The 25,612-nt window shown below is 70.6% G+C and carries 23 protein-coding genes and 1 pseudogene; 9 read left to right on the plus strand and 15 right to left on the minus strand.

Features of this window, described 5'->3' with window-relative positions; all coding sequences use genetic code 11:
* Positions 1 to 5 precede the first annotated feature (5 nt).
* Complete coding sequence (locus OIC96_RS06870) at positions 6 to 404, minus strand: 6-pyruvoyl trahydropterin synthase family protein (protein WP_326784542.1); 399 nt, start codon at positions 402 to 404, stop codon at positions 6 to 8.
* 137 nt (positions 405 to 541) lie between these two features.
* Positions 542 to 1,522: a zinc-dependent alcohol dehydrogenase gene (locus tag OIC96_RS06875; protein WP_330308754.1), complete on the minus strand. Its 981-nt coding sequence runs from the start codon at positions 1,520 to 1,522 to the stop codon at positions 542 to 544.
* A 106-nt stretch (positions 1,523 to 1,628) separates the two neighbouring features.
* Between OIC96_RS06875 and OIC96_RS06880 the strand changes: the two genes are divergently transcribed.
* Entirely contained in the window at positions 1,629 to 2,450 is an 822-nt protein-coding gene (locus tag OIC96_RS06880; protein WP_330308753.1) for a CDP-alcohol phosphatidyltransferase family protein, read from the plus strand.
* On the opposite strand, the gene OIC96_RS06885 is transcribed toward OIC96_RS06880, so the two are convergent.
* The 9 genes and pseudogenes from OIC96_RS06885 to OIC96_RS06925 form a co-directional block, all read right to left on the minus strand.
* Positions 2,407 to 2,862, minus strand: a complete 456-nt coding sequence (locus tag OIC96_RS06885) for a COG4315 family predicted lipoprotein (RefSeq protein ID WP_330308752.1) — start codon at positions 2,860 to 2,862, stop codon at positions 2,407 to 2,409. The two genes, OIC96_RS06880 and OIC96_RS06885, sit on opposite strands and share 44 nt — an antisense overlap.
* Before the next feature lie 73 nt (positions 2,863 to 2,935).
* A complete protein-coding gene (locus OIC96_RS06890) occupies positions 2,936 to 6,652 on the minus strand; it encodes a choice-of-anchor D domain-containing protein (protein WP_330308751.1) in 3,717 nt (1,238 codons plus the stop codon).
* A 148-nt stretch (positions 6,653 to 6,800) separates the two neighbouring features.
* A complete protein-coding gene (locus OIC96_RS06895) occupies positions 6,801 to 8,177 on the minus strand; it encodes an NtaA/DmoA family FMN-dependent monooxygenase (RefSeq protein ID WP_330308750.1) in 1,377 nt (458 codons plus the stop codon).
* 20 nt (positions 8,178 to 8,197) lie between these two features.
* Positions 8,198 to 9,457: an LLM class flavin-dependent oxidoreductase gene (locus OIC96_RS06900; protein ID WP_330308749.1), complete on the minus strand. Its 1,260-nt coding sequence runs from the start codon at positions 9,455 to 9,457 to the stop codon at positions 8,198 to 8,200.
* Positions 9,458 to 9,534: 77 nt separating this feature from the next.
* The gene (locus OIC96_RS06905; RefSeq protein WP_330308748.1) at positions 9,535 to 9,717 is read right to left on the minus strand and encodes a putative leader peptide; all 183 of its coding nucleotides are present in this window, start codon (positions 9,715 to 9,717) and stop codon (positions 9,535 to 9,537) included.
* A 13-nt stretch (positions 9,718 to 9,730) separates the two neighbouring features.
* Positions 9,731 to 10,218, minus strand: a pseudogene (locus tag OIC96_RS06910) (GNAT family N-acetyltransferase).
* A gap of 100 nt (positions 10,219 to 10,318) precedes the next feature.
* Entirely contained in the window at positions 10,319 to 11,338 is a 1,020-nt protein-coding gene (locus OIC96_RS06915) for an ABC transporter substrate-binding protein (protein WP_330308747.1), read from the minus strand.
* A 91-nt stretch (positions 11,339 to 11,429) separates the two neighbouring features.
* A complete protein-coding gene (locus tag OIC96_RS06920) occupies positions 11,430 to 12,218 on the minus strand; it encodes an amino acid ABC transporter ATP-binding protein (RefSeq protein WP_330308746.1) in 789 nt (262 codons plus the stop codon).
* Positions 12,215 to 13,195 carry an amino acid ABC transporter permease gene (locus OIC96_RS06925; RefSeq protein WP_330308745.1) on the minus strand — a complete coding sequence of 327 codons (981 nt, stop codon included), beginning with the start codon at positions 13,193 to 13,195 and terminating at the stop codon, positions 12,215 to 12,217. Before OIC96_RS06925 ends, OIC96_RS06920 begins: the two co-directional genes overlap by 4 nt.
* A gap of 586 nt (positions 13,196 to 13,781) precedes the next feature.
* Here OIC96_RS06925 and OIC96_RS49825 point away from each other — a divergent pair.
* The 6 genes from OIC96_RS49825 (at position 13,782) to OIC96_RS06950 (ending at position 18,438) form a co-directional block, all read left to right on the plus strand.
* Complete coding sequence (locus OIC96_RS49825) at positions 13,782 to 13,847, plus strand: putative leader peptide (protein ID WP_369265667.1); 66 nt, start codon at positions 13,782 to 13,784, stop codon at positions 13,845 to 13,847.
* Positions 13,848 to 13,942: 95 nt separating this feature from the next.
* Positions 13,943 to 14,674, plus strand: a complete 732-nt coding sequence (locus tag OIC96_RS06930; RefSeq protein ID WP_330308744.1) for a glutathione S-transferase family protein — start codon at positions 13,943 to 13,945, stop codon at positions 14,672 to 14,674.
* Between the two features lie 151 nt (positions 14,675 to 14,825).
* Positions 14,826 to 15,701, plus strand: coding sequence for a DNA-3-methyladenine glycosylase family protein (locus OIC96_RS06935; RefSeq protein WP_330308743.1), 876 nt, complete (start codon positions 14,826 to 14,828; stop codon positions 15,699 to 15,701).
* Positions 15,702 to 15,893: 192 nt separating this feature from the next.
* Positions 15,894 to 17,054, plus strand: a complete 1,161-nt coding sequence (locus tag OIC96_RS06940) for an ABC transporter ATP-binding protein (RefSeq protein ID WP_330308742.1) — start codon at positions 15,894 to 15,896, stop codon at positions 17,052 to 17,054.
* On the plus strand, positions 17,051 to 17,767 hold the full coding sequence (locus OIC96_RS06945; protein ID WP_330308741.1) for an ABC transporter permease: 717 nt from the start codon (positions 17,051 to 17,053) through the stop codon (positions 17,765 to 17,767). Before OIC96_RS06940 ends, OIC96_RS06945 begins: the two co-directional genes overlap by 4 nt.
* Positions 17,764 to 18,438 (plus strand): ABC transporter permease, encoded by a 675-nt coding sequence (locus tag OIC96_RS06950; RefSeq protein WP_330308740.1) that lies wholly within the window; start codon positions 17,764 to 17,766, stop codon positions 18,436 to 18,438. Before OIC96_RS06945 ends, OIC96_RS06950 begins: the two co-directional genes overlap by 4 nt.
* Positions 18,439 to 18,480: 42 nt before the next feature.
* On the opposite strand, the gene OIC96_RS06955 is transcribed toward OIC96_RS06950, so the two are convergent.
* The 4 genes from OIC96_RS06955 to OIC96_RS06970 form a co-directional block, all read right to left on the minus strand.
* Positions 18,481 to 19,092 carry a GTP-binding protein gene (locus tag OIC96_RS06955; RefSeq protein WP_381252808.1) on the minus strand — a complete coding sequence of 204 codons (612 nt, stop codon included), beginning with the start codon at positions 19,090 to 19,092 and terminating at the stop codon, positions 18,481 to 18,483.
* The gene (locus OIC96_RS06960) at positions 19,043 to 19,474 is read right to left on the minus strand and encodes a DUF742 domain-containing protein (protein ID WP_327435295.1); all 432 of its coding nucleotides are present in this window, start codon (positions 19,472 to 19,474) and stop codon (positions 19,043 to 19,045) included. The genes OIC96_RS06955 and OIC96_RS06960 overlap by 50 nt, the downstream gene beginning before the upstream one ends.
* Positions 19,475 to 19,545: 71 nt before the next feature.
* A complete protein-coding gene (locus OIC96_RS06965) occupies positions 19,546 to 20,019 on the minus strand; it encodes a roadblock/LC7 domain-containing protein (RefSeq protein WP_330310361.1) in 474 nt (157 codons plus the stop codon).
* Between the two features lie 10 nt (positions 20,020 to 20,029).
* Positions 20,030 to 22,600 carry an ATP-binding protein gene (locus OIC96_RS06970; RefSeq protein WP_330308739.1) on the minus strand — a complete coding sequence of 857 codons (2,571 nt, stop codon included), beginning with the start codon at positions 22,598 to 22,600 and terminating at the stop codon, positions 20,030 to 20,032.
* A gap of 344 nt (positions 22,601 to 22,944) precedes the next feature.
* Between OIC96_RS06970 and OIC96_RS06975 the strand changes: the two genes are divergently transcribed.
* Together OIC96_RS06975 and OIC96_RS06980 are read left to right on the plus strand one after the other, a co-directional pair.
* A complete protein-coding gene (locus tag OIC96_RS06975) occupies positions 22,945 to 23,904 on the plus strand; it encodes an ABC transporter substrate-binding protein (protein ID WP_330308738.1) in 960 nt (319 codons plus the stop codon).
* A gap of 79 nt (positions 23,905 to 23,983) precedes the next feature.
* Positions 23,984 to 25,564 carry an aromatic amino acid ammonia-lyase gene (locus OIC96_RS06980; protein ID WP_330308737.1) on the plus strand — a complete coding sequence of 527 codons (1,581 nt, stop codon included), beginning with the start codon at positions 23,984 to 23,986 and terminating at the stop codon, positions 25,562 to 25,564.
* Positions 25,565 to 25,612: the final 48 nt, after the last annotated feature.

The following is a 25,612-nucleotide window of genomic DNA, read 5'->3' on the forward strand; positions in this document are numbered from 1 at the left end:
GTCGGTCACAAGGCACGCTCGTAACTCGCCCAGGCGATGTGCGACTCGTGCAGCGTGACCGTGATGCCCGCGAGGCCGTGGGCGCCCGCGCCCAGTGCCCCGGCGTGGACGCGGTCGGCGAGGCGGTCGGCGATGACCTTGGCCAGGAACTCCGTCGAGGTGTTGGTGTCCTTGAAGTCCGGCTCGCTGTCGAGATTGCGGTAGTTCAACTCGCTCACGACGGCGCCGAGTTCCTGGGTGGCCAGACCGATGTCGACGACGATGTTGTCGTCGTCCAGCTCGGCGCGGCGAAACGTGGCGTCCACCAGGAACGTCGCCCCGTGCAGGCGCTGCGCGGGTCCGAAGACCTCGCCACGGAAGCTGTGGGCGATCATCAGGTGATCGCGGACGGTGATGCTGAACAACGGACGACCCTCCAGGTGCGGTGCGTCTGATCCCCTGCCGGGGGCACGTCGTGTAGTACGGCTGCCCCGTTCTCCTTGTTCAGCTGCCTGTTCCCCTTTCTTTGAAGTCTTCAGAGGTCAGGCAGGTTGTTCCGGACTCAAACGTCGTCGTAGACCACGCGGTGACACAAGCCGGGTATCGATCCGGAGGCCAGCTCGGCCATCACGCCGGGCAGTTCCCCGAAGCCGCACTCGCCGGTGATCAGCGCGTCGAAGGCGGGTTCGGCGAGCAGTTCGAGGGCGAGCGCGAGGCGGTCGGCGTAGGTCCGGCCGGCCCGGCTCGCCGGGGAAACGGAACCCACCTGGCTGCTGCGCAGGACCAGGCGCCGCGAGTGGAAGGCCTCGCCCAGCGGCAGGCTGACGCGCCGGTCGCCGTACCAGCTCATTTCCAGCACGGTCCCCTCCGGGGCGAGGAGTTCCAGCGACCGGGTGAGTCCCGCCTCGGTGGCGCTGGCGTGCACCACGAGGTCGCGCTCGCCCTCGGCGTCCCCGGGGAGCGCGAAGTCGACGCCGAGCGCCCGCGCGATCTCACCGCGGGAGGGATCCGCGTCGACGAGCTGGACGCGTACGCCCGGGAAGCGGGCGAGCAGCGCGGCGACGGAGCAGCCGACCATGCCGCCGCCCACCACGGCGATCCGGTCGCCGATCAGCGGCGTGGCGTCCCAGAGGGCGTTCACCGCGGTCTCGACGGTCCCGGCGAGCACGGCGCGTGCGGCGGGGACCGCGTCCGGTACGACCGTTACGGCGCTCACCGGGACGACGTACCGGGTCTGATGCGGGTACAGGCAGAAGACGGTCCGGCCGAGCAGCGACTCGGGTCCGTCCTCCACTCGGCCGACGCTCAGATAGCCGTATTTCACCGGTGCGGGGAAATCCCCGTCCTGGAACGGTGCACGCATCGAAGCATGCTGACTTTCCGGAACACCCCCGCGGAAGACGAGCGTCTCGGTGCCCCGGCTGACCCCGGAGAAGAGCGTGCGCACCAGCACCTCGCCCTCGGCGGGTGCCGGAACGGCGACATCCCGTATCTCGCCGTGCCCGGGCGACCGGAGCCAGAAGGCGCGAGCTGAGAGTTCCATGAGCGTCCCCCTGAACGATTCAGCAGATCTTCACGTACGGAGCAGTGACAAGCCGCGCACTGTACGCGGCGTTGATCGACTCTGTCATACGGCCGGAGGATGTGCGGTGGCCCTGAACAACACATACGACGCGAGGCTCCCTCAGCAGGAGACCATCGTGGGAGCCGGTGTGCAGCTCCTGCTGCTGGTCCTGCTGGGCACGGCGATCGGGATGGGACCCGCGGGCTGGCTGACCGGCCTGGCCTTCGCCATTGCCACCTGGGCGGTACTGACCCGCGCCCTGCGCCGCTCGCAGCCCCGCTCGTTCGGCCCGGCCAATCGTGTGACGCTCGGCCGGGCCATCCTGGTCGGCGGCGTCACCGCCCTGGTCGCGGACTCGTTCCAGAGCTCGCCCCCGGTCAGTCTGCTGGTCGGTCTGACGGCGGTCGCCCTGATCCTCGACGGCGTCGACGGCAAGGTCGCCCGGCGCACCGGGACCTCCTCCGCGCTGGGCGCCCGCTTCGACATGGAGGTCGACGCGTTCCTGATCCTGGTGCTGAGCGTGTACGTCGCGATGTCGCTCGGCCCGTGGGTGCTGCTGATCGGCACGATGCGGTACGCGTTCGTGGCGGCCGCCCGGGTGCTGCCGTGGCTGAACGGCGCGCTGCCGCCGAGCATGGCGCGCAAGACGGTGGCGGCACTGCAGGGCATCGTGCTGCTCGTCGCGGGCGCCGGGATCCTGCCGCGCGAGGCGACCGCGGGGGCCGTGCTGCTGGCCCTCGCGTCGCTGGTGTGGTCGTTCGGGCGCGACATCGCGTGGCTGAGGCGCCAGGGCGGCCGAAAGGCCGTCGGCGGCGCGGCACCCCTTGCCGCCCGACTGCCGCTGCGCCGGCTTCCCGGTCCCGTCAGCCTGTCCTCTCGGCCGGTACCGGCGCGTTCCGAGGGTTGATCACATGCCAGTACAGGTCGACGCCGTTGGTGTCGGCCGGCTGGAGGTCGCCGGTGTACGAGTACAGCGGGGAGCCGTCATACGTCACCTGGTCGCCGCCGTCGGGTCGTGCGACGGTACCGAGCGTCCCGGCGATGCCCGGCGGCAGCCGGAGCTCCGTGCCGGGCGGGTTGAGCAGCGGCTTGCGGGTGTCCGTGCAGGAGCCGGAACAGTCGACCGTCCCGGACTTCTCCACGTCGTAGGTGTAGAGGGTGCGCCCGTCCGGATCCGTGAGGACGCGCCCCATCGTGTCGGTGTCGGCGACCATGACGGTCAGCGGCAGGGGTTCGGGCGCCGCCACCGCGGGATGTGGCAGGCCCAGGCAGGACGCGATGGCGATCGCGGCCAGCAGGGGGGTGACCCGTCTGCGCATGACGCTCTCCTCAATTCTGTGGGACGGTCGGCGGTCTGTCGGCCCGTCGGCGGTCTGTCGGTCGGCCGGATCCTCAGTAGGTGACCTTGACGCCGTTGACCGTGTGGTTGTCCGTGGAACCGCCGGTGGCTCCGCTGAATCCGACCAGCACGTTCGGCGGCAGGGTCACCGCGGTGTCGATGACCTGCGTGCCGTCCACACTCACCAGGATGTGCCCGGCGGTCGTCACGCTCACGTCGACGACGTGCGTACCGGTCCGCAGGGCGGGAACGGCGGTCGAGGTGGCCGCGTAGGTGAAGGGGGACCCGTTCCCGCCGGTGGCCACCCCGACGAAGTTGGCCGAGGGGTCGCCGGTGTTGCGGTGGGTGTCCAGGGTGATGGCGATGCCCGGCAGTCCCGCGTAGCCGAGGCCGCCTCCGCCGCCGCCCAGCGCCTTGGGAGTCGCCTTGGACGAGTCGAGCAGCAGGAGGGCGAGGCCGTCGGCGCCGGTTCCGCCGCCGATCGCGGCGGTGAAGGTCGCCTTCAGTCGCGCCGACGGTACGGCGGTCGCCTGCACACCGGAGCCCTTGGTGTTCTGAACGGTCTTGGTGAGCACCAGGTCGGTGCCGGAGAGCGCGGCGGAGCCGTTGAGGGTCCAGCCGTTGGGTCCGGGCGGCGGCACCGCGTATGAGGTCGCGGTGATGACCGAGTCCCGGACCGTGTGGATGTCGGTCCGCCCGCCGGTCGCGCCGGTGAAGGCCAGCAGGGCCGTCGGGGGCAGCGAGGCCACTGTCGTGTTCAGCAGCCGGACGCCGTCCATGGAGATGGTGAGGGTCTTCCCGGTGATGGCGACGGCGACGGCGTGCGGGCCCGAGCGAAGGTTGGGCACGTTGGTCGTGGTCGCCACGTAGGTGAGGGCGCCGCCGCTCGTGGCGGTGGTGATGCCGACGAAGTTCGACGACGGGTCACTGCCGCCCCGGTAGGTGTCGAAGGTGATCGCCACGCCGGGCTTCCCCGCCCAGCCGAGCCCGCCGCCGTCGGTGCCCAGGGCGCTGGGAGTGGCCCGGGCCGGGTCCAGCAGGCCGAACGTGAGTCCGTCGGCGCCCGTGCCGCCGCCGATGACGGTGGTGAACGCCGCCCTGAGGCCGTCGGTGGCCACCGGCACTGGGAAGACCGCCGAGCCCGCCTGGTACGCGCCGGTCTGGGTGAGCTGGAGGTCGTTGCCGGAGAGCTGCGCGGATCCGTTGAGCTTCCAGCCGCCCGCTCCGGGCGCCGGGACGGTGACCCGGCCGGGCGCGGTCCCGGTGCCCTTGAGGGCTTCGTTCTGCGGGCCCCGGCCGTCGTCGGAGGTGAACTGGTAGGTGCCGGTGACCTCACCGAGGGCGGTCGGGGAGAACGTGACGGCCTGGTGGATCACGTCCTCCGGGCCGATGACCTGGCCCTCGCTCAGCGGATTGGTCACGTTGAACGGGGCCGCGGGTGCCTTCGCCTTGGTGATGGTGAGGGGGATGTTGCCCGTGTTGCTGATGTCGAAGGTCTTGGTGACCGACTTCCCGACCGCGACGTTGCCGAAGTCGGTGGAGGTCGGAGTGATCGTCAGCCGCGCCGCGCCGGTCACCGCCGTGCCCGTGAGGTCCACGGTCGCGGTGCCGTTCTGCCCGGTGACGGAGAGCTCCCCCGGGTCGTCGCCGGCGGTCGTCGGGGCGTACTTCACCTGGACGGTGACGGACTGCTGAGGCTGGACGACGGTGCCGTCGGCAGGCAGGCCGTCCGCGCTGAAGGGGGCGTCCGGTGCGCTGCTCGCGGAGACCGTCTCGTCCTCGGTACCGGTATTGGTGAAGGTCACCCCCAGGGTCTTGGCCGTGCCGGTGGCCACCGTGCCGAAGGCCAGATCGGCCGGGAAGGCAGTGAGGCCGGGCCGGGTCCCGTAGCCGGTCAGCCCGAGACCGATCGCGCCGGCATCGGTGGTGAAGGTCAGCACCGAGCTGTCCGCCCCGGGGGTGGTCGGCGCGAACGAGACCGGCACCGAGTAGGTGTCGCCCTCGTGCAGGGTGACCGGCAGACCGGTGGGCGCGGCGGAGAACTGACTGCCCGACGGCGTACCCACCGCCGTGATCGTCACGTCCTGGGTGGCGGTCACCTTCGCCGTGGCCTCGCCGGTGCTGCCCACGGCCACCTGGCCGAGGTCGACCGGGCTGCCGGTCAGCGCGGTGGTGGACGGCCGGCCGAAGGCGAGCACATGGCCGTCCCGGGTGCCGACGTAGACGCGTCCGCCGTCGGTGGCCGGCACGGCGAACTTGGACGCGGTGCCGATCGGGGCGGAGAAGCGCAGGTTCAGCTTTCCCTTGACCGGTACGGCGTCGTACGCGCGGATCTGGCCGTTGGCGCCGTTGGAGCCGTCCGTGTAGATCGCCCAGACGAGGGCGGAGCCCGGCGTGGTGCCGGTGGAGGTGATCACGGGCGAGCCCGAGGTGTAGCCGAAGGTGCCGGTGCTGGTACCGGTGTTGGTCAGTGAGGGCTGGCCCGAGCCGTTGACGCCGTAGGCGAAGGCACGCAGCGGGCCCCTGCTGCCGATCGTGTACACATAACCGCCCTCGGCGCCGTACGCGGCCGGGTGCCCCCAGACGCCCTCGTACGGGCCGAAGGTGCTGAGCACGGCATCGGTGCCGCCGGGCCCCTGGCTGCGGCCGCCGAGGTTGTCCCGGTCGAGGAGGAAGAGGCGGCCGTCCTTGCCGATCTCCACCATCAGATGAGGGTGCTGGCTGGTCCCGAATGCCGCGTCGGGCAGCGCCATCGGTCCGCCGGAGCCGAGGTCGGTGTCGTTGGTGTCGAGGGTCGGGGCGTTGCTGGGGCTGAAGAAGTCCTGGGCGGACATCGTGCCGTCGCTGTTGACCCCGAGCCGGACCACCGACTCCGCCAGCTGGCCCGGCGGCTTCGAACCGGGGCCGGGCGCCGGGGAGATGCCGTTCCCGGTGGAGACGAAGATCCGGCCGGGGCCGTCGGAGACGAGGCCGCCGCCGCTCATCCAGATGCCGGCCATGCCGTTGGCGGAGGAGTCCTCCGTCGCCCACAGGGTGGTGCTGCGGGTCGTGGTGTTGACGCCGAGGACGTAGCCGACGTACGGGCCGAAGTCGCAGTGCGAGGCGAAGCCCACGTAGACCGATCCGCCCATCAGGAGCAGGCCGGGGCGCTGGGCCGCGGTGAACGGGTTGAAGGGATGGCTGGGGTCGTTGACCGGGGCGCCCTGCACCTTCACCGGCCACCCGCTGCGCTCGGCGCCGGTGGTGGCGTTCAGCGCGTGGACGTACCAGTTGGGGTGCTGGACGTCGGCACCGTCGTTGATCTTGGCGGTGAGATAGACGGTGTTGGTCGCCGGATCGTGCACGGGGGTCGAGGTCACCCCGAAGTTCGGCACCAGGTCACCGCAGCCGATCGCCGAGGCCGGCCAGGGAGCGCCCAGGTTCTTCGTCCAGTTGATCTTCCCGGACGCCGAGTCGAGCCCGTACACCTTGGCGTTCTCGGTGGCCGCGACCACGGTCTTGCCGGCGACCAGCGGCTGGGCGTAGACCTGACCGTCCACGGCCGTGGAGAACTGCTGGCCGAAGTCGGAGCTGGTCACCTGGGAGGGCGCCAGGCCGGGTTCGTTCTGGTCCCAGCCGGTGCGGAGGTTGTCGACCGAGATCGTCGACTCGTCGGCCCGGGACGGGGCGGCCGCGAGCGACGGCAACGTGCCGCCGGTGCCCAGCAGCAGACAGCCCGTCAGCAGCGCGAGAAGCCGGTTCCCTGTCCGTCGTCTGCGCGTGCTGGGCATGTCTCCACCTCGGTACGTGAGTGCGCGAGGGCGGAGACCGACCGGTCCCGCCGGCGATCATCGTCAGCGGGACCGGCCCGATATTCTTATCTTTTCGCTCCTACGTCCGGTGTTGTTCACCCTGATGGATCAAGGACGACCGATGACGTCACGACGCGACCCGTTCGCCCGGTGCCGCCGCGTCGGGGTGCGCCAGGCCGAGGTGGTCGCGCAGGGTGGTGCCCTCGTACTCCGTGCGGAAGACCCCTCGCTCCTGGAGCAGCGGGACCACGGTGTCGGCGAAGGCGTCGAGGCCGCCGGGGGTGATGTGCGGGACGAGGATGAAACCGTCGGCGGCGTCGGCCTGGACGAAGGAGTTGATGGTCTCGGCGACGGTGGACGGCGAGCCGACGAAGGCCTGCCGGTTGCCGGTCTCGATGACCAGGTCACGGATCGACCAGTTGTTGGCCGCCGCACGCTCCCGCCACTCCCGGGCGGTGGCCAGCGGGTCGCGGTACATGCGCACCTGGGCGCGACCGCGGGCGATGGTGTGCTCGCCCAGGTCGGGGTCGATGTCGGGGAGCGGACCGTCCGGGTCGTACGCGGACAGGTCGCGATTCCAGACGAACTCCAGATGCTTGATGGCGGTGGCGCCGCTGACCTGCTGACGCCGCACCTCGCGGGCGCGTTCCTCCGCCTCCGCCTCGGTGTCCCCGAGAACGAAGGTCGCGGCGGGCAGGATCAGCAGCTGGTCGCGGGTGCGGCCGTGGCGGGCCAGGCGGCCCTTGACGTCCGTGTAGAACGCCTGCCCCTCCTTCAGGGTGCTGTACCGGCTGAAGATCGCGTCTGCACTGGACGCGGCGAATTCGCGGCCCTCGTCCGAGTCGCCCGCCTGGAAGACGACGGGGCGGCCCTGCGGGCTGCGCGGAACATTGAACTGCCCCTCGATGTCGAAGTGTTGGCCCTGGTGCACGAAGGCTCCGGCCTTCGCGTCGCGCAGGAAGGTGCCGCTCTCCTGGTCGGCGAGGATCTCGTCGCCGTGCCAGGAGTCGAAGAGTTCGTTCGCGGTGGTGAGGAACTCCTTGGCCCGGGAGTAGCGCTCCTCCTGCGGGAGGAAGCCGCCACGGCGGAAGTTCTCGCCGGTGAAGGCGTCCCAGGAGGTGACGACGTTCCAGGCGGCGCGCCCGCCGGAGAGGTGGTCGAGGCTCGCGAACTGGCGGGCCACCTCGTAGGGCTCGTTGAAGGTGGAGTTGATGGTGCCGGTCAGGCCGAGGTGTTCGGTGACGGCGGCGAGCGCGGTGAGGATGGTGAAGGTGTCGGGCCGTCCGACGACGTCCAAGTCGTAGATCCTGCCGCCCTGTTCGCGCAGCCGAAGTCCCTCGGCGAGGAACAGGAAGTCGAACCTGGCGCGCTCGGCGGTGCGCGCGAAGTGCGCGAAGGAACTGAACTCGATGTGGCTGCCGGCCTCCGGGTCGCTCCATACGGTGGTGTTGTTGACGCCGGGGAAATGGGCGGCCAGATGGATCTGCTTCAGGGGCTTGCTCATGGTCGTACGGTCCCTCCGGCTCAGGCGGTGGCGGCGGCATAGCGGTTGGCGGGGCGGGCCAGCCCCAGCAGCCCGCGCAGGGTGTCGGCCTCGTACGAGTCCCGGAAGGCGCCGCGGCGCTGGAGTTCGGGAACCAGGCCCCGGGTGATCGCCGGGAGGTCGTGGCCGGCGACGGCGGGGCGCAGCCGGAAGCCGGACAGTCCGGCCTGGCCCAACTCCTGGAGCAGATCGGCCAGTTGTCCGGGCGTTCCGGTGAAGATCCGCGCGTCGCTGGTGTACGGGTGTCCCGCGAGGGAGTCGAGACGCTCCCGGCGCGCCGCCGCGGCGGCGGGGTCGTCGTCCAGGAACACCACCAGGTCGCCGAAGAGATGCAGGGGCTCCGCGGAGCGACCGGCCGCGTCCTGTTCGGCGCGGACCGCGGCGACGACGGCACGTGCCTGCTCGGCGTCGTGCGGGGTGAGGTATCCGAGATCGGCGGAACGCCCCACGAGCCGGAACGGCGCACCCGTCCCGGTCTCGTGGGCCAGTGCGGTGACCAGGGGCTGGCCCTGCGGCGGGCGGGGGGTGATGGAGGGGCCCTTGACGCTGAAGCGCGGGCCCTCGAAGTCGACGTAGTGCAGCTTGTCGCGGTCGATGAAGCGGCCGGTGGCGACGTCCCGGATCTCCGCGCCGTCCTCCCAGCTGTCCCAGAGCCGGCGCACCGCTTCGACGTAGTCGGCGGCCTCGTCGAAGATCTCGACGACCAACTCCCTGATCGCCGGGCTCTCCAGGTCCTCGAAACGGAATGGGGGGAAGGTGCGGCGGCCGAAGTGCGCGGCCTCGTTACGGCGTGCGGACACCTGCACCCGGAGGCCCGCACGACCGGTGCTCACATAGTCGAGGGTGGCGATCGCCTTGGATATATGGAAGGGCTCCGTGTGGGTGGCCACCACGGTCGGCACCAGGCCTATGTGGCTGGTCACCGGTGCGACGCGGGCCGCGATGAGGACGGCGTCGAGGCGTCCGCGGACCTGGTCCGTCCGCCCGTCGGGTTCGGTGAGGTGCGAGGACTGGAGTCCGAGCGCGTCCTCGATCGTCACGAAGTCGAGCAGCCCGCGTTCGGCCTCGGTGACCAGGTCGGTCCAGTAGGCGGCGGTGAGCAGCTCCCGGGGGCGGGCCGCCGGTTCGCGCCAGGCGGCCGGGTGCCAGCCGGCGCCGTCGAGCGCGACGGCGAGGTGCAGTTTTCCGGTGGAGGAGGCGGAGGATGCGGAGGAGGGGGACAGCGAAGACGGTGAGGACACGGGAGGAGTGCCTTCCTGATCGACCGTATGAGATCACCGGACCCTCGGCATCGAGGGTGCGGCGGCGGGGTGACAGGTCAGGAGCGACAGAGCGCGCCGGCCACGCGCTGCAGGTCGATGTGCGGCCGGGAGTACAGATGGACGCGGCGGCGCGGCGCCAGGACCTTGGCGGGGAGTCGGGACACACCCGGCACCTCGGTCACCTCCGCCCTCCCGGCGCGGCGGGCCCCTGGCCGCGCCGTCTTCGTGTCGTCGTCCATCTCAACAGCCCGGCTACGCCGTCTGTTCCGGCCCTGTGCCGGGAGTTCTGACCAGGAGGAAGTTCCTGCGGCGGCGCAGGGTGAAGCCGATGGACTCGTACAGCCGGATCGCACCGGTGTTGTCCGCGGCGGCGTGCGGGAAGGGCGTGTCTCCACGCTCCCTGATGCCCGCCGCGACGGCGCGCACCAGCCGGGTGGCCAGCCCCCGGCCGCGGTGGTCCGGGTGAGTGCAGACAGCGCTGATCTCGGTCCAGCCGGGCGGGCGCAGCCTCCCCCAGCCTCCGGCCGGGGGACCCCCATCTCGCTTCGCTCGCCGGCCATGGCGATCAGCCGGCCCCGGTGCCGGAGGCCGGGATAGGTGCCGAGTTCGACCGCGGCGCGTCCGACACGCTCGGCGAACGCGGCATGCGGACCGGTCAGCGCGGCCCAGGCCGCGTTGTCCAGAACGTGGGACGGCGACGCGGGGCCCTTCGGCTGAGGCGGAGTGGCAAGGGTGGACATGGGGTGTCGGATCTCCGTGGCGGTGACGCGGCGACTTCGCCGGATTCACGGCCCGTCGGCTCCCAGGAAAGCCGACGGGCCGTCAGAAGTGCTCCCGTGATCAGGAGTTGTCGAGCGGAAGCCCGGCCGGGTTGACCTCGGAGGTGGTGACGGCCTCGTTGGAGAGGTTCCAGGCGGACAGCCACTTGGCGTACTGGCCGTTCTTGATCAGGTGGTTGATCGCGTCGGCGATCGGCTTGGCCAGCCCGCTGTCCTTCTTCGTGGTCGCCGCGATCAGGCCCTGCAGCGACGCGCCGGCGCCGGAGAACGTGCCCGCGCTACGCGTCGGGTTGGGCGACTTGGCTGTCTGTGTGACGTGGTAGGCGACACCGGGGTTGGCGGCGAAGTACGCGTCGATCTTCCCGCCGGTCAGCGCCAGATAGGTGCTGTTCTTGCTCGCGAAGTTCTTGACCGTGAGCTGCTTGCCCTCCTTCTTGAGCTTGGTCTGCCACTCCAGGAGGATCTTCTCCTGGTTGGTGCCGTTGTCGACGGCGACGGTCTTGCCTGCGAGGTTCTCGTAGTCGCCGTCGAAGTTCCATGTGCTCTTCTTGAGCACCTCGAAACCGACGTTGTCCTTGCGGTAGGAGGCGAAGTCGTACTTCTTCTTGCGCTCCTCGGTGTCGGTGATGTTGGCGAAGGCAGCGTCGAACTTGCCGCTGTCGATGCCGACGAACATGTTCTCCCAAGTGGCGTTCCGCAGCTCGGGCTTGAGGCCCAGAACCGCGGCGACCAGGCGGGCGAGGTCGGGTTCGGCGCCGGTGAGGGACTTCTGGTCCGTGCCGACGTACGCCAGGGGCGGGAAGCCGTCGGGCAGGGCGCCGACGCCGATCTCCAGTTTGCCGCTCCTGCGGACCGACGCGGGCAGCTCCGCGCTGATCGACTTCACCTCGGAGACCTTCAACTCGGCCTGCTTGGCGGCCCCGTTGGACAGCTGTCCCACGGTCACCGTGCCCGCGGTGTCGGTCGTCGTGGCGGCGTCGCTGTCGCCTCCGCAGGCGGCGAGCCCGGCGGCGAGCGAGGCAACGGCGGTGGCCGCGGTGATACCGCGTATCAGGCTGCGTCGGGAGAAGTACGTAGGCATGGCTGGCTGTCCTTTGTCCCTGGGTGAGGGTTGGCTGGGGTGAACCGGCAAGAGGGAGGCGCCCGTTGGAGCGCGTTGCTGAAAAGGGAGGTCAGAGCACCTTGCTGAGGAAGTCCCGGGTCCGCTCGTGCCGCGGGTGGTCCAACACCTGTGCGGGCGGGCCCTGTTCGACGACCTTGCCGTCGTCGATGAAGACGACCCGGTCGGCGACCTCGCGGGCGAAGCCGATCTCGTGGGTGACGATGACGAGGGTGGTGCCGCTGGTCGCCAAGTCCTTGATGACAGCCAGGACCTCGCCGACCAGTTCGGGGTCGAGCGCCGAGGTGGGCTCGTCGAACAGGATGATCCCCGGGCGCAGGGCGAGCGCGCGGGCGATGGCCACCCGCTGCTGCTGGCCGCCGGAGAGCTGGCGCGGGTAGGCGCCGGTCTTCTCCGCCAGGCCCACCCGGCCGAGGAGTTCGCGGGCCAGTTCCTGGGCCTCGGGCTTGGTCAGCTTCCCGGTGGCCACGGGCGCGGCGGCCACGTTGTCGAGGACGGTCAGGTGCGGGAACAGGTTGAAGTTCTGGAAGACGAAGCCGATCCGGCTGCGCTGGCTCAGGATGGCGCGCTCGCTGAGCTCCTTCAGCCGCTCCCCCTGGCGTCGTACCCCGACCAGCTCACCGTTGACGCTGACGTAGCCGATCTCGGGCTTCTCCAGGTGGTTGATCACTCGCAGCAGCGTGGACTTGCCGGAGCCGGACGGGCCGAGGATGACGGTGACCTCACCGGGCCGCACCGTCAGGTCGACGCCGTCGAGCACCCGGTGGGCCCCGTACCACTTGTGCACGTCATGGACCTCGAGCGCGGCCGGACTGACGTCGAGGGTCTGGGCGGTGGTCATACGGCGGCCTCCTTGCGCAGCCGGGCCCGCAGATCGCTGAGGCCGGTCCGCAGCTTCTGCAGCGGTGTCGGCGGCAGGGTGCGCGTGGCGCCCCGGGCGAAGTACCGCTCGACGTAGAACTGGACGACGGACACGGCGCTCGTGAGGATCAGATACCAGACGGTGGCGACCACCAGGAGCGGCACGATGTCGCCGGGATAGGTGCTGCCCATCGTCTGTACCGAGCCGAACAGGTCGAGCAGCGAGACGTAGAACACCAGGGACGTGCTCTTGATCAGGCCGATCAGCTGGTTGACGTAGTTGGGGGTGATGGACCTGAGTGCCTGCGGGAAGACGATCCGGGTGAACTGGTAGGTCTTCGGCAGGCCGAGCGCGGCCGCGGCCTCGTGCTGGCCCTGGTCGACGGAGAGGATGCCGCCGCGGACGACCTCGGCCGCGTACGCCGCCTCGTTGAGGCTGAGTCCGACGACAGCGACCGTCAGGTCGGTGGCGAGCCGCGACTCGTCGAAGGTGAAGAAGGCCGGTCCGAACGGCACTCCGATGCTCAACGTCTGGTACAGGGCACTGAAGTTGTAGAGGAAGATCAGGACGACGATCAGCGGTACGGAGCGGAACAGCCACGTGTACACCCAGCTCACCGCGCGCAGCACCGGGCTTCCCGAGAGCCGGGCGACGGCGAGCAGGATGCCGCCGAGCAGCCCCAACACCGCGCTGAGCGCGGCCGCTTCGAGGGTGACGACGAGTCCGTCGAGGATGGTCGGGCGCAGGAACCAGTAGCGGAAACGGTCCCACTGGTAGAACGGGTTGGTGGCCAGACCGTGGATGATCTGGGCGACCAGGACCAGGACGACGGCCGTGCCGATCCAGCGGCCGGGCCTGCGCAGCGGCAGCACTCGCTGAGCCGTGAGCGGCTTCGACGGGGAGTCGGCGGGCGGTGCCCCGGCGAGGGACACGGCGGCGCCAGGGGGTTCACTCATGAGGGCTCCAGCGGAGAGGGACACCCCGGGGCATGGCGTACGCGACGGCACCGCGGCACGAAGGAGACGGCTGCGGATGGCGGAGCGCGAGGAGACGCCGGTACCGGGGGCTGGGCGGGCAGAGGGCGCACCGCGGCGGCGGTGCGCTTCAGAGATTCAGAACGCCGTCAGCCTTGACAGCGGGCACAGCCCGGAGCGGTACACAGGGCGCTGTTGACGCGGAGCAGATCGACGCAGCGGTCGCCGCACAGCAGGACGCAGCCGCGGGGCCGCTGTGCGGCCTTCCTCGAAGCTGCGTGCATCGCCGTCTCCATCGCTGGTTTCCGGCCGGTGAGCCAGGACTTGTCGCTGACACTCATGACCGATCTGCGGCGTAAGTTAGGCACGCCCGCAAACCAATGTCAACGTGCACCGGCCCGGATGACCACGTGGTGAGACCGGGTGGACGCGTCCTTGACGGCTTCAGGGAGCGCACTGACACTGACGAGGACGGTCACGATTGTCAGCGCCTCAGCACGCGGGTTTTCCTTCGGTGGGGCAAGCGCGGTCTCGCGACTCGCGGGACCTGGAGGCGGGACCGGTGGGAATGCACAGGAACAACCTGACGAGGCGCCTGCACATCGACTTGTTGCGGGTCTCCAGCGCGTACTAGTCCGGCCTCTTCGAGCCGTACGCAAGCGCAGTCACTCCGTTCCGCCGCGCCGCCCAAGAGGCGGCCGGGGCTTCGTCGTTCCCCCATGGAGAGTCATGCCCAAGACCGTTTCGCGCGCTTCGACCACCGGCACGTCAGGCATGTGCACCCGCATCGGCGTCGGCGCCGCCGGTGGTTTCTACCCGGCGCCGCACCGCTATCAGCTGTACCTTTCCCTGAACTGTCCGCGCTCGCTGTGCCTTTCGATCACCCTCGGTCTGCTCGGTCTCGAGGACTCGGTCGCCACCACCGTCGTGGCACTCCCCACCGAGACACCGGACGCGTGCGCCTCGCTGCGCAGCGCCTACGAGGCCACCTGGCACCGCTACGAGGGCCCGCTGACCGCGCCCGCGCTGTGCGACCGCTGGAGCGGACGCATCGTCAGCAACCACACCCCCCACATCCTTCGCGATCTCGCGGGTCTCCTGACCGGCCACGACGAAGCATGCGTCCCGCTGCTGCACCCGCCGGCCCTCGCCGCGGACATCGACGCCCTGCGCGAACTCCTCGACCGGGACGTCACATCCACCGCTGGGCCGGCGGCCCGTTCGGCGACGCTGGATCTGCTGGACCGTCAACTCGCCACACATACCTACGTGTTGGGCGAGGGGCTGACCGCGGCCGACGTGGACGTCTGGGTGGCGCTCACTCATCTCGACGTACCCGACGCCCTCTCCCGGCACAGCCACCTTCGCGCCTATGTGCGCCGCCTCGCCGAGCATCCCGCCTTCCAGCGCGCCGCGTCCGTACGCCCGTCCCCCGAGCGGTCCGCGACGGGCGTCGGCTGACCAGTACCTCCAGCTCGCGCGAGGGGCGGCCACCTCGCGCGGGCCGCGCTTGTCCGACCGAATCAGGCCGGAATAGTTGACGGAACTTGTCAGGTATTGCGGACAAGGTGGTGGACACAGAGACACAGCCACACTGCAAAAGAGGTCGGACATGGCACAGCACACAGTCGAATTCGAGGTGGCCGGTCCGTGGTCGCTGGACACGAGCCGGGAGTTCTGGGAGGAGATGGCACCGCTGGGCCCGGCCTCGGCGGCGGGCGGCGGCGGGGCGCTGCGCACGGTCTTCCACGCCGACGCCGACTGGCGCCGTGTCGGCGCGGAGGTGACCCAGTACGGCAGCACGGCCCGGGTCGTGGTGGCCGGAGACGGCGATCTGGTGGCCGCCGCCGAGCAGGTGCGCCGCTTTCTGTCCCTGGACGTCGATGCCCGCGGCTGGCCCGGGGTCGCCGAGCGCGACCCCGTGATCGCCGAGGTCCAGGCCCGCTGGCCGGGCCTGCGGCCGTGCGGGTTCCACTCGCCGTACGAGGCCGCCGCCTGGGCGGTGCTGACCCAGCGCACGGGGATGACGTCGGCCAGGCGCATGCGTGACGACCTCATCGCCCGCTACGGCACGGGCGGCGCGTTCCCCTCCCCCGAGGCCCTGCTCGGCCTGGACTACGAACTCCCCTGGCGCAAGACGGAATACCTGCACTCCGTGACCTACGCCGCACTCGACGGACTCCTCGACGGCGCCTGGCTGCGCGCCCTGAGCCCCGGGGAGGCCGTGCGGCAGGTCCAGCAGGTCAAGGGGCTGGGCGTCTTCTCCGCCGAGCTCGTCGTGCTGCGCGGCGCCGGCCATCCGGACACCCTGCCGACCCAGGAGCGCCGGCTGGAGGAGGAGGTCGCCGAGCGGTACGGGCCGGGGCGCGGCCTCACCGAGATCGCGGAGAACTGGCGGCCCTACCGCACCTGGGCCGCGCTGCACCTGCGTGTCCTGCGCGGCGAGCGGCTGGGTACGGCCGCCGTCCGCCCCGCACGGGCCGCTTGAGAGACACGGAGGGGACGCTCGCCTGCGGATCCGCACGCGCACCGTGACTCACCTGTGCGTCAGGACACCGGCCCGGGCTCGAAACCGTAACCTGCGGCGACCGCGAACGAACATCAACTGGCTAGACTACGCACCCTCGTACACACGATCGCGCCACGTACGAGCAAAGCCGTTCCCGAAGGGTTTCGACGCTTGATAGCCATCGAAGATGTCAGCAAGCGATACGCCGACGGCACGGTGGCCGTCGATCGCCTGTCTCTCCAGATACCGAACCACTCCATCACCGTTCTCGTCGGACCCTCGGGCTGCGGCAAGACCACCACGCTGCGCATGATCAACCGCATGGTCGAGCCGAGCAGCGGCACGATCCGGGTCAACGGTGAGGACATCCTGCGCCAGCCGGTCAACGCCCTGCGCCGCTCCATGGGTTACGTCATCCAGAACGCCGGGCTCTTCCAGCACCGCACGATCCTCGACAACATCGCCACGGTGCCGCGGCTGCTCGGCTGGTCCAAGCAGCGCGCCCGGGCCCGGGCGGCCGAACTCATGGAACGGGTCGGCCTCGATCCGGGCATGGCCCGCCGCTATCCGTACCAGCTCTCCGGCGGCCAGCAGCAGCGTGTCGGTGTCGCCCGCGCCCTGGCGGCGGACCCGCCGATCCTGCTCATGGACGAGCCGTTCTCCGCGGTCGACCCGGTCGTCCGCCGGGGCCTCCAGGAGGAGTTGCTCCGTATCCAGGGCGAACTCGGCAAGGCGATCGTGTTCGTCACGCACGACATGGACGAGGCCATCACGATCGGCGACCGCATCGCCGTGCTGCGCACCGGCGGCAGGCTCGCCCAGTTCGCCGCCCCCGACGAGATTCTGTCGTCGCCCGCCGATGCGTTCGTGGAGGAGTTCCTGGGCGCCGACCGGGGCATCCGCGGTCTGTCGTTCCTGTCCACCCGCGACCTCGCACTCGACCGCTCCCGGGTCTTCCCCGTCGGCTCCGACTGGCAGGAGATCGCCGGGCGCGAGGGAACGCCGTCGCCCGTCCTGGTGACCGACGCCGACGGAAAGCCGCTGGGCTGGGCCGATCCCTCGGTGTGGGACGGTGACGTCCAGGCCCTGGAGCCGTACGGACAGGGCTTCGAGGTGGGCCGGGACTCGCTGCGGGTCGCTCTCGACCGGGCGGTGCTATCGCCCACCGGTCAGGCCGTCGCGCTGGACGCGGCCGGACGGGTCCTCGGAGTCGCGGGGCAGGAGACGGTCGCCGCCACGATCCGCGCCGCCCGGCAGCGGCGGGCCGCCGACGCCGTGCCGCGCCCGGCGGAGTCTCCGCAGGGCCCGTCGCAGGCGAAGGCCGCGCGATGAACGGGTTCTTCGACATCCCGAGCGACCTGCAGAACAGTTACGCCGGCCTGATCTCCTGGCACATGCAGGAGGCCCTGATCCCGGTGCTCGTCGGTCTGTTGCTGGCGCTGCCGATCGGCCTGCTGTGCGTCCGCTTCAACTGGCTCTACCCGCCGGTCCTCTGGACGACCACGGTGCTGTACGCGATCCCGTCACTGGCCTTCTTCGTGGTGCTCATCGACTACACCGGGCTCAGCCGCCTCACGGTGATGATCCCGCTGTGTCTGTACAGCCTGGTGGTCCTCGTCCCGGCGGTCGTCGACGGCATCCGCTCGGTGCCCGAGGAGACGATCGCCGCCGCGGCGGCGATGGGCATCGGCCCGGTACGCCGCTATTTCCAGGTCCAACTCCCCATCGCGGTACCGGCGATCATGGCCGGACTGCGGGTGGCGACCGCCTCCAGCATCAGCCTGGTCAGCGTCGGCGCGCTGATCGGCAACCAGGGCGCGCTCGGCAATCTGCTGACCACCGCGATGCTCTATCACCGGCCCGTCCTCGCTGTGAACTCGGTTGTCACCACCGCGGTCCTCGCGGTGCTGGTCGATGCGCTGCTCGTCCTGCTGCGCCGGGTGCTCACCCCCTGGCAGCCGCCCACCGGCCGCGGGGCCGGGCGCCGTACGTCCGTTGCGTCCACGACCGCGGGCGCGGCCCGCACCCCGGAGAGCGTCTCGTGAACGTGCTGAATTACATCCAGTCCTTCTTCTCCGACGGGTCCCACTGGCACGGCTACGACGGCATCCCGCAGCGTGTGTGGGAGCACCTCCAGTACTCGGCGGCGGCGCTCGCCATCGCCGCGGCCATCGGCCTGCCCATCGGCCTGATCACCGGACACACCGGCCGCGGCGGCAACGCGCTGGCCTTCGTGGCGGCGGGGGCCCGGGCGCTGCCGACCTTCGGGCTGTTGGTGCTGATGTTCGTCTGGCTCGGCCTCGGCATCCTGCCCGTGATGATCCCGCTGGTGGTGCTGGCGGTCCCGCCGGTCCTCATCACCACCTACGAGGCGGTCCGCAATGTCGACCCCTCCCCCGTCGACGCCGCACGGGGCATGGGCATGGCGGAGGGGAGGATCCTGCTCCAGGTCGAGGTGCCCGCGGCGCTGCCGCTGATCCTCAGCGGACTTCGCTCGGCGGCGATCCAGATCGTGTCGACCGCGACGATCGCGGCCTATGTGGCCCTGGGCGGCGTCGGCCGCTACATCGTGGACGGCCTCTACCAGCGCAACTACGAGAAGGTGGTCGGCGGGGCCACGCTCACGGCGACGCTCGCGCTGCTCGTCCTCGTGCTGTTCTGGGCCGTGGGCCGGGTGACGGTGTCCCCGGGCGTGCGCAGGCGCCGCGCGGTCTGACGGCCGTACGGAACGGGGACGGGCTTCGAGCCCGTCCCCGTTTCATCGTTCGGCGGTGGCCAGCGCGTGTTCGAGTACGACGAGCAACGCGTCCCGCACGGAGCCTCGTTCGCGCGCGTCGAACACGGTGAGGGGCACGTGGTCGCCGACGTCGAGGGCCCACCGTACGTCGTTCAGATCGTGTTCGACCTTGCCGTCGAAGGCGTTGACGGCCACCGCGAAGGGGATCTCGCGGTGCTCGAAGTAGTCGACGGCCGCGTAGCAGTCGTCGAGACGGCGGGTGTCGACTATGACGAGTCCGCCGAGCGCGCCCTCGACCAGGTCGTCCCACATGAACCCGAACCGCTCCTGGCCGGGGGTCCCGAACAGATACAGCTTCAGCGTCGGGTCGAGGGTGACGCAGCCGAAGTCCATGGCGACGGTCGTCGTCATCTTCTCCGGGGTGTGGGTGAGGTCGTCGACGCCCGCGGCGACCGAGGTGATGGACGCCTCGGTGGTCAGCGGCTCGATTTCGGAAATGGCGCCCACCGTGGTGGTCTTGCCCACGCCGAAGCCGCCCGCGATCACCATCTTCACCGGCAGCGGCGGCCGGGGCCCCTCGGCGTCAGCCCTCACGGATCGCGCCCCGGGAGTCGGGGATAGCTCGGAGACCATCGATAACCCTTCGCAATACGGTGACATCGCGGTTGGAGCGGGCCTGCGGTGCGTACAGGGCCAGTTGACCGTCCGCGCGCAGATCATCGGCGAGCACCCGGATCACATTCAAGTGCATCCGCAGTTTCGCCGCGATCTCCGCCAGCGACTGCGGCTCGCGGCAGACCGTGATGATGTCGCGGTGCTGGTCGAAGACGAAGGCGTCCAGCGCGGCAAGACCCAGATCGGTCGCGACCACCTGCGTCTCGATCGGGATCGGTGGTACGAGACTGTCGCCGCCGGCGATCCGCCCCGCGGTCAGCAGGAACGGCCGGACGACCGACGCGGGGGGTTCCACTTCCCACCCTGCGCCGTCGGTGGCTGATGGCTCGCCGGCCGTCATCTCGTCCTCCCCCCTTCGCTTCGCGAACCGTCATCGATCATGTGACGGCCCATGTGACGGCCCGCCGGACGTCAGCCGGCCGGCGCGATGCCCACGGTGTTCTTGAGCTCCATGACCAGCTGCGGGCTCAGGACCGCGCCGGCACGGTTGGCGAAGAGGGTCATCTCGTACGCGATGTTGCCGAGCTTCGCCTCCTTGGAGGCGACCACGCCGAGCACCGCGCCCGCGCCGAGCGCCGACACCAGGACGTGCCCTTCCTCCAGGTCGATGATGACCTTGTTCAGGGCGCCGAGGCCATAGTTGCCGGACGCGCCCATGGCCAGGCTGGTCATACCGGAGACGATCGCGGCGAGCCTCTCCGAGTCGGCCTGTCCGCGCAGTTGGGACACCGCGATGAGCAGTCCGTCGGAGGAGACACCGATCACGTCGACGACCCCGGCCGTCTCGGTGGCGAATCGATTGAGCAGCCAATTGAAGTCGGCAGCGGCGGTCTTCACGTCCGTCACCGGTGCCACGGCTCCGGACTCCGGCTCGCCTGTCCACATGGTCACTTGCTCATGCCTTCCGGGGATGTGGGTCTGCTGTTCTCTGTGCTGGGTCGGTTCGGGGCGCCTCTGGCCGGCTCCCCGGCCGGGTCGCCCCGGTGGTCCGGTCGTCGGCCGCGCTGTCGCGCTCGGCCCGCAGGACGGCTGCCTCGAACTCGTCGATCTCGGATCGTGCCGCCTCCGCGTCCGTGGGCCGCCAGGCGGGCGGACGCGGGTTCGTGACGGTCCGTTCGGGCTGACGGCTCGAAGCGGTGCCGGCCGACAGGGTCGCACCGCGCACCCGGCGGCGCAGCGGACCGGCCTCGCCGGGCCTCGACTCGGTCGCCGTGCCGGAGCGGGCGTCGGCGGCGCCGCTGCCGGGCCGCGCCCTGGACCCGTTCGCCGGGTGGGCCAGGGCGTCCTCGCCGCCGAGGGGTCCCGCGGACTCCGTGCGGCGGGCGTGGCCGGGAGATTCACTGCCCCGGGGGCGCGCGGGAACCCTGCGGGGCAGGCCCGAGGGGCCGGGCGGCGACTCCACCGTCGCGGGGCGCGGCTCGCTCATGCCGGAGCGGCGGGCCGGCGGCAGGATGTGCGGGGCCCGCGCCGCGGGCTGTGCCGGGTCGGTGAGCAGGAGGTGGGAGGAGGGGACCGCGACGGTGGCCGTGACGCCGCCGCCCGGGGTGCGGGTCAGGACGACCTCGATGCCCCAGCGCCGGGAGAGTCCGCCGACCACGAACAGGCCGAGGACCTCGGTCGGCGCCAGGTCGAGCCGTTCACGGCGGATCAGGCGGGAGTTCTCCTGCTCCAGCCGCTCGGGGCTCATCCCGAGCCCGTGGTCGATGATCTCGACGAGGGCGCCGCCGGCGGAGCCGTGCCGGGGGCGCAGGACCACCTCCACGCCGCTGGACGCCGGGGAGAACATCACCGCGTTCTCCAGCAGTTCCGCGAGCATCAGCGTGAGATCGCCAACGATGTCAGGGGCTACGGTGACATCGCCCTCGGCGTGCGGGGTGACCCGCTGGTAGCCCTCGATCTGGCCGAGTGCGGCGCGCACGATGTTGCTGAGCCGCATGGGTTCGGTGCCCAGGCCCGTCTCGCTGATACCGGCGAGCAGCATCAGGCTGTCGGCGTTGCGCTGGAGACGTACGGCGATGTGGTCGATGCGGTAGAGCCGGTCCAGTACCTCCGGGTCGGTCTCGCCGCGCTCCACCGAGTCGATCAGCGCGAGTTGACGTGCCGTCAGGTTGCTGACGCGGCGGCCGACGTTGCCGAACATCTCGGCGATGTTGCGGCGGCTGACGACCTGGCGTTCCAGCAGGGCGGTCGCGGTGACCTGAACCTGGTTGAAGGCTTCGGCGAGTTCACCGATCTCGTCGCGCACCGGCACGGGTACGGCTTCGAGGCGCGGCGGGCTCGCGTCGTCGGCGTCGTCGTCCGCGACCCGGGCCAGCTCGGACCCGGCCGCGGTGGCCACGTACTGGGCCGCCTCGGTGAGCGTCCGCACGGTCCGCACCACGGAGCGGCGCATCAGCACCGAGAACAGGAGCCAGGCCCCGAAGGCGAGCAGGGTGCCGACGGTCAGCCAGGCCACCTGCCACCAGGCGCTGTTGGACGCGTCCTGGGTGTCGGCGGCGATCTCTCCGATGAGCTCATCGACGATCTTCAGCCGGTTCTGGGCCTGGCGCTCATAGGTGGGGTCGGCGCTCAGCGCGTCGCCGAGGGCGTCCCGCAGCTGTGCCGAGCTCTCGGCGACCACACCGCCGGGGTCGACCTGGAGCTCGGCCCAGTGCTGCGTGATGACGCTCTGGTACGGGCTGTGTTCGATCTCGGCGAGGTCGCTGCCCTGTTCGGTGCTGGCGAACCGGGTGAACCGCTCGGCCTGGTAGGTGTACTGGTCGTAGTCGCCGACGGCCGCCGTGAACTCGATGAGCGCGTTGGGGTCCCGGGTACGGGCGGCGAAGACGCTGGTCTCGAAGGAGGCGTGGGCGGTGTCGGCACGCAGCAGCGCGTCGAGCAGACTGCCCGCGGACGACGAGGACTCGCTGCCGGACTGGCCGAGTCCGAGGCCGTTGATGAGGCCCTCGATCACCGATCCGTACGCGGGGTCGATGTTGTCGGCGGGTATCGGACCCTGTTCGACGGTCTTGCGGAGGCTGTCCAGGCCCTCGAGTTCCTTGAGCGCCTGCGCCTCGGCGTCGGGCAGCCGGTCCCCGTAGGCCGACCGGACGGTCTCTGCCTGGGCGCTGACCTTCTCCTGCGCCTGGAGGTAGGAGGAGGTGTCGGGCGGACTGTCGTCGGAGCGGGCGGCCTCGTAGCGCAGGGAGACGAGGAGCGCCTGCCGGTGCTCGGTCTGCACACCGTCGATGAGTTCGGCGACCTGCGCGCTGTCCCGTACGAGTTGGGCGGTGTCGGCGGCGGACCGGGCACGGTCGACCTGGCCGTAGACGACGTAGGAGAGCATCGCGGAGACGACCGCGAGCGGGACGATCACCAGGACGTTGAGTTTCCGGCGGAAAGGCCAGCGGTCGAGAAGAGAAGGCGTCCGGCCTGCTCGGGGAGCCGTGGACGGCTGTCCCGGGGCGGACTTCCTGTGCGCGGGCACCCAACCTCCTTGACTTCATTCCCCCGTGGGAGCCCATTGCCAGGGCGCATGGATCGGCGGTCTCGACAGCACGGTCATGCCCGATAAGTGGAACATGGCCCTCGACGCGGCCAACAGTAGCGGCTGCCGTAAGAGTACGGCCATGATCAACCAAAAAGTGACATGTGGAGACGCCGGATTCGCTCGCATTTTGGTCACGTTGTGCATACGGACTGAAGCCGCGCGATCCCCATCAGTGATCTATTCGTGTCTTGACGGTCCAGGAGGTGGCTCGATTGGATCGTCCGGACGACTGTCAACACCCGCGCCTTCCGGCCACCTTCGCCCCACCATGCCAAGTCTGGATGACCAACGTGACCATCGCCAGAAGCACCAGAACGTCCGCAACGTACGCTGTTTCCCTGCTGGTTGTGGCCACGGCCGCACTGACGGGCTGCGGTTCCTCCGACGACTCGGGCAAGAGCGACCCGTTGAAGGGGGACTCCGCCAAGGCCGGTACGGTCGTTGTCGGTTCCAACAACTTCCCCGAGAGCATCCTGCTCGCCGACATCTACGGCGAGGCCCTCAAGTCCAAGAACATCAAGGTCAGTTACAAGCTGAACATCGGCAGCCGTGAGACCACCTACGGTCTGATCAAGAACGGCACGATCACGGTCCTGCCCGAGTACAACGGGGCCCTGCTCGCCTATCTCGACGCCAAGGCGGCCCCGACGACCGTCGAGGAGACCAGCAAGGCCATCACGGCCAAACTCGACGCGAGCCTGACCCTGTTGGATCCGTCCGAGGCCCAGGACAAGGACGCGATCGCCGTCAACGAGGCCACGGCCAAGAAGTACAGCCTGACGGAGAAGTCGACGATCGCCGACCTCGCCGACGTGGCGAAGGACCTGGTCATAGGCGCTTCGCCCGAGTTCCAGACCCGGCAGCAGGGCCTGAAGGGCCTCAAGTCCGTATACGGCCTCGAATTCAAGTCCTTCAAGGCGCTGGACGCGGGCGGTCCGCTGACGGTGGCGGCCCTCAAGGGAAACAACACCCAGGCCGCGGACATCTTCTCGACGGACCCCGGAATCAGCAAGAACAAGTTTGTCGTGCTGCAGGATCCCAAGAACCTCTTCGGCTTCGAGAACGTGACTCCGCTGGCCTACAAGAGCGGTCTCTCGTCGGCCGGAGTCTCGGTGCTCAACACCGTCTCCTCGAAGCTCGACACGGCAACCCTGGTCAAGCTCAACAGCCAGGTACAGGACGACAACAAGGACCCGCTGGACGTGGCCAAGGCGTGGCTGTCCTCCGCCGGGCTGGTCTGACGGGTGCGTGACGGCCGGGGCGTACACCCGCTCCGGCCAGACTCCCTGACGACGTACGGCTGAGGAGACAACGTCCGTCATGCTCAAGCGCACCGCCGGAACGACCGCCGGCGGCACGACCCGTTGTGCCCCGGCGACCGGTGCGTCACTCGACGGTCACGGCCTCGATGTGGCCACGGTCGCCGGGATCGCCGACGGCGCGCTGCCTCCCGCCGTGCGTCCGGCGGCGCTGGAGGCGATGGAGCGCACCCGGCGGGCCGCGCGCGGTCTGGCGGAGGAGGGCGCGCGGGTGTACGGGCGCAGTACCGGCGTCGGGGCGCACCGGGGCGTCACCGTCGAGGAACGGGACGGCGCGGGCCATGACCTGCGGCTGCTGCTCAGCCATGCGGGCGGCCTGGGCGACCCGCTGCCCGTGCGCCAGGTCCGCGCGATGATGGTGGTGCGGACCAACCAACTGCTCGCCGGGGGCTCCGGTCTGCGCCCCGGGATCGCCGTGGCCCTCGCGCACGCGCTACGAGCGGGGGCGCATCCCCTGGTCAACGAGTACGGGTCGGTCGGCACCGGCGACCTGACGGCGCTGGCCCAATTGGGGCTGGCGCTCTTCGGGCACGGCACGTGGCAACGGGACGGGACGGGCGGCGAGGAGCCGTTCCCCGAGCGACTGGAGATCCAACGCGGCGACGCGCTCGCCCTGTTGAGCAGCAACGCCCTCACCCTCGGCCAGTCCGCGCTCGTCTGCCACGACCTCGGCGGGCTGCTCCGCGCCGCACACACCGTGGCCGCGCTGTCGCTGCTCGCGATCGACGGATCCCTGGAGGCCTACGCACCCGAGGTCCATCGGGCCCACCCGCATCCGGCGATCGGGCGGGCGGCGGCCCGTATGCGGGGGCTGCTCGTGCCCGGCGGGCCGGAACAATGGCTGACCGCGGTGGCGGAGCAGCCGGTGCCGCTGGTCCCGCGCGTGCAGGACCCCTTCGGTTTCCGATGCTTTCCCCAGGTCCACGGCCCCGCGACGGAGGCCTGGGCCGGCCTGGAGCGCGTGCTGTCGATCGAGCTCAACTCCGCCACCGAGAACCCCCTGATCGGGTGGGACGAGCCCACGGGTGTCCCGGTCGCCCATCATCACGGCGGCTTCTTCGCCACGCCGCTCACCCTCGCGCTCGACCAGCTGGGCCTCGCCGTCCTCGGCACCGCCCGGCTGTCCGCGGCCCGGCTGTCCGGTCTCGGCCGCCCCGAACTGACCGGGCTGCGCTCCTACTTGGCCGACGACGCCTCGGCGGGGTCGGGGATGATGATCCTGGAGTACAGCGCCGCGGCCGCGCTCGCCGAGATCCAGGCGTGCGCCAACCCGGCCGCCCTCGGTCACGTGGTGCTGTCGCAAGGGCTGGAGGAGGCCGCGAGCTTCGCCGCCCAGGCGGCCCGCAAGTCACTGCGGCTGGCCCAGGCGTACCGGCTGGTCCTGGGCTGCGAACTGGTCGCCGCGGTACGGGCCCTGCGCCAGCGCGGCACCGTACCCGTTCCGGGGACCCCGGCGGGCCGCGCGTACGCTCGCGCGGCGGCGGTCCTGGACCCGGCGATGGAGGACCGCCCGCTCACGGACGACGTGACCGACGCCGCGGCCCTCCTGGACGAGTTCGCCGAACTCGCGGCAGGGTGCTGATCGTTCCGGGTGCCGGGTCCAGAACCCACGCGACGATCAGCTCCACAT

It is taken from the genome of Streptomyces sp. NBC_00775 (assembly GCF_036347135.1).
In the GTDB taxonomy this organism is placed as follows: Bacteria; Actinomycetota; Actinomycetes; order Streptomycetales; family Streptomycetaceae; genus Streptomyces; species Streptomyces lutosisoli.

What these genes read in the sequence shown, in the direction of transcription:
- OIC96_RS06960 (WP_327435295.1), bottom strand. Translation starts at nt 19,474, where the DNA reads ATGACGGCCGGCGAGCCATCAGCCACCGACGGCGCAGGGTGGGAAGTG.
- OIC96_RS06905 (WP_330308748.1), bottom strand. Translation starts at nt 9,717, where the DNA reads ATGGACGACGACACGAAGACGGCGCGGCCAGGGGCCCGCCGCGCCGGG.
- OIC96_RS06875 (WP_330308754.1), bottom strand. Translation starts at nt 1,522, where the DNA reads ATGGAACTCTCAGCTCGCGCCTTCTGGCTCCGGTCGCCCGGGCACGGC.
- OIC96_RS06975 (WP_330308738.1), top strand. Translation starts at nt 22,945, where the DNA reads ATGACCAACGTGACCATCGCCAGAAGCACCAGAACGTCCGCAACGTAC.
- OIC96_RS06935 (WP_330308743.1), top strand. Translation starts at nt 14,826, where the DNA reads ATGGCACAGCACACAGTCGAATTCGAGGTGGCCGGTCCGTGGTCGCTG.
- OIC96_RS06925 (WP_330308745.1), bottom strand. Translation starts at nt 13,195, where the DNA reads ATGAGTGAACCCCCTGGCGCCGCCGTGTCCCTCGCCGGGGCACCGCCC.
- OIC96_RS06930 (WP_330308744.1), top strand. Translation starts at nt 13,943, where the DNA reads ATGCCCAAGACCGTTTCGCGCGCTTCGACCACCGGCACGTCAGGCATG.
- OIC96_RS06895 (WP_330308750.1), bottom strand. Translation starts at nt 8,177, where the DNA reads ATGAGCAAGCCCCTGAAGCAGATCCATCTGGCCGCCCATTTCCCCGGC.
- OIC96_RS06915 (WP_330308747.1), bottom strand. Translation starts at nt 11,338, where the DNA reads ATGCCTACGTACTTCTCCCGACGCAGCCTGATACGCGGTATCACCGCG.
- OIC96_RS06890 (WP_330308751.1), bottom strand. Translation starts at nt 6,652, where the DNA reads ATGCCCAGCACGCGCAGACGACGGACAGGGAACCGGCTTCTCGCGCTG.
- OIC96_RS06955 (WP_381252808.1), bottom strand. Translation starts at nt 19,092, where the DNA reads ATGGTCTCCGAGCTATCCCCGACTCCCGGGGCGCGATCCGTGAGGGCT.
- OIC96_RS06980 (WP_330308737.1), top strand. Translation starts at nt 23,984, where the DNA reads ATGCTCAAGCGCACCGCCGGAACGACCGCCGGCGGCACGACCCGTTGT.
- OIC96_RS06920 (WP_330308746.1), bottom strand. Translation starts at nt 12,218, where the DNA reads ATGACCACCGCCCAGACCCTCGACGTCAGTCCGGCCGCGCTCGAGGTC.
- OIC96_RS06885 (WP_330308752.1), bottom strand. Translation starts at nt 2,862, where the DNA reads ATGCGCAGACGGGTCACCCCCCTGCTGGCCGCGATCGCCATCGCGTCC.
- OIC96_RS06945 (WP_330308741.1), top strand. Translation starts at nt 17,051, where the DNA reads ATGAACGGGTTCTTCGACATCCCGAGCGACCTGCAGAACAGTTACGCC.
- OIC96_RS06965 (WP_330310361.1), bottom strand. Translation starts at nt 20,019, where the DNA reads ATGTGGACAGGCGAGCCGGAGTCCGGAGCCGTGGCACCGGTGACGGAC.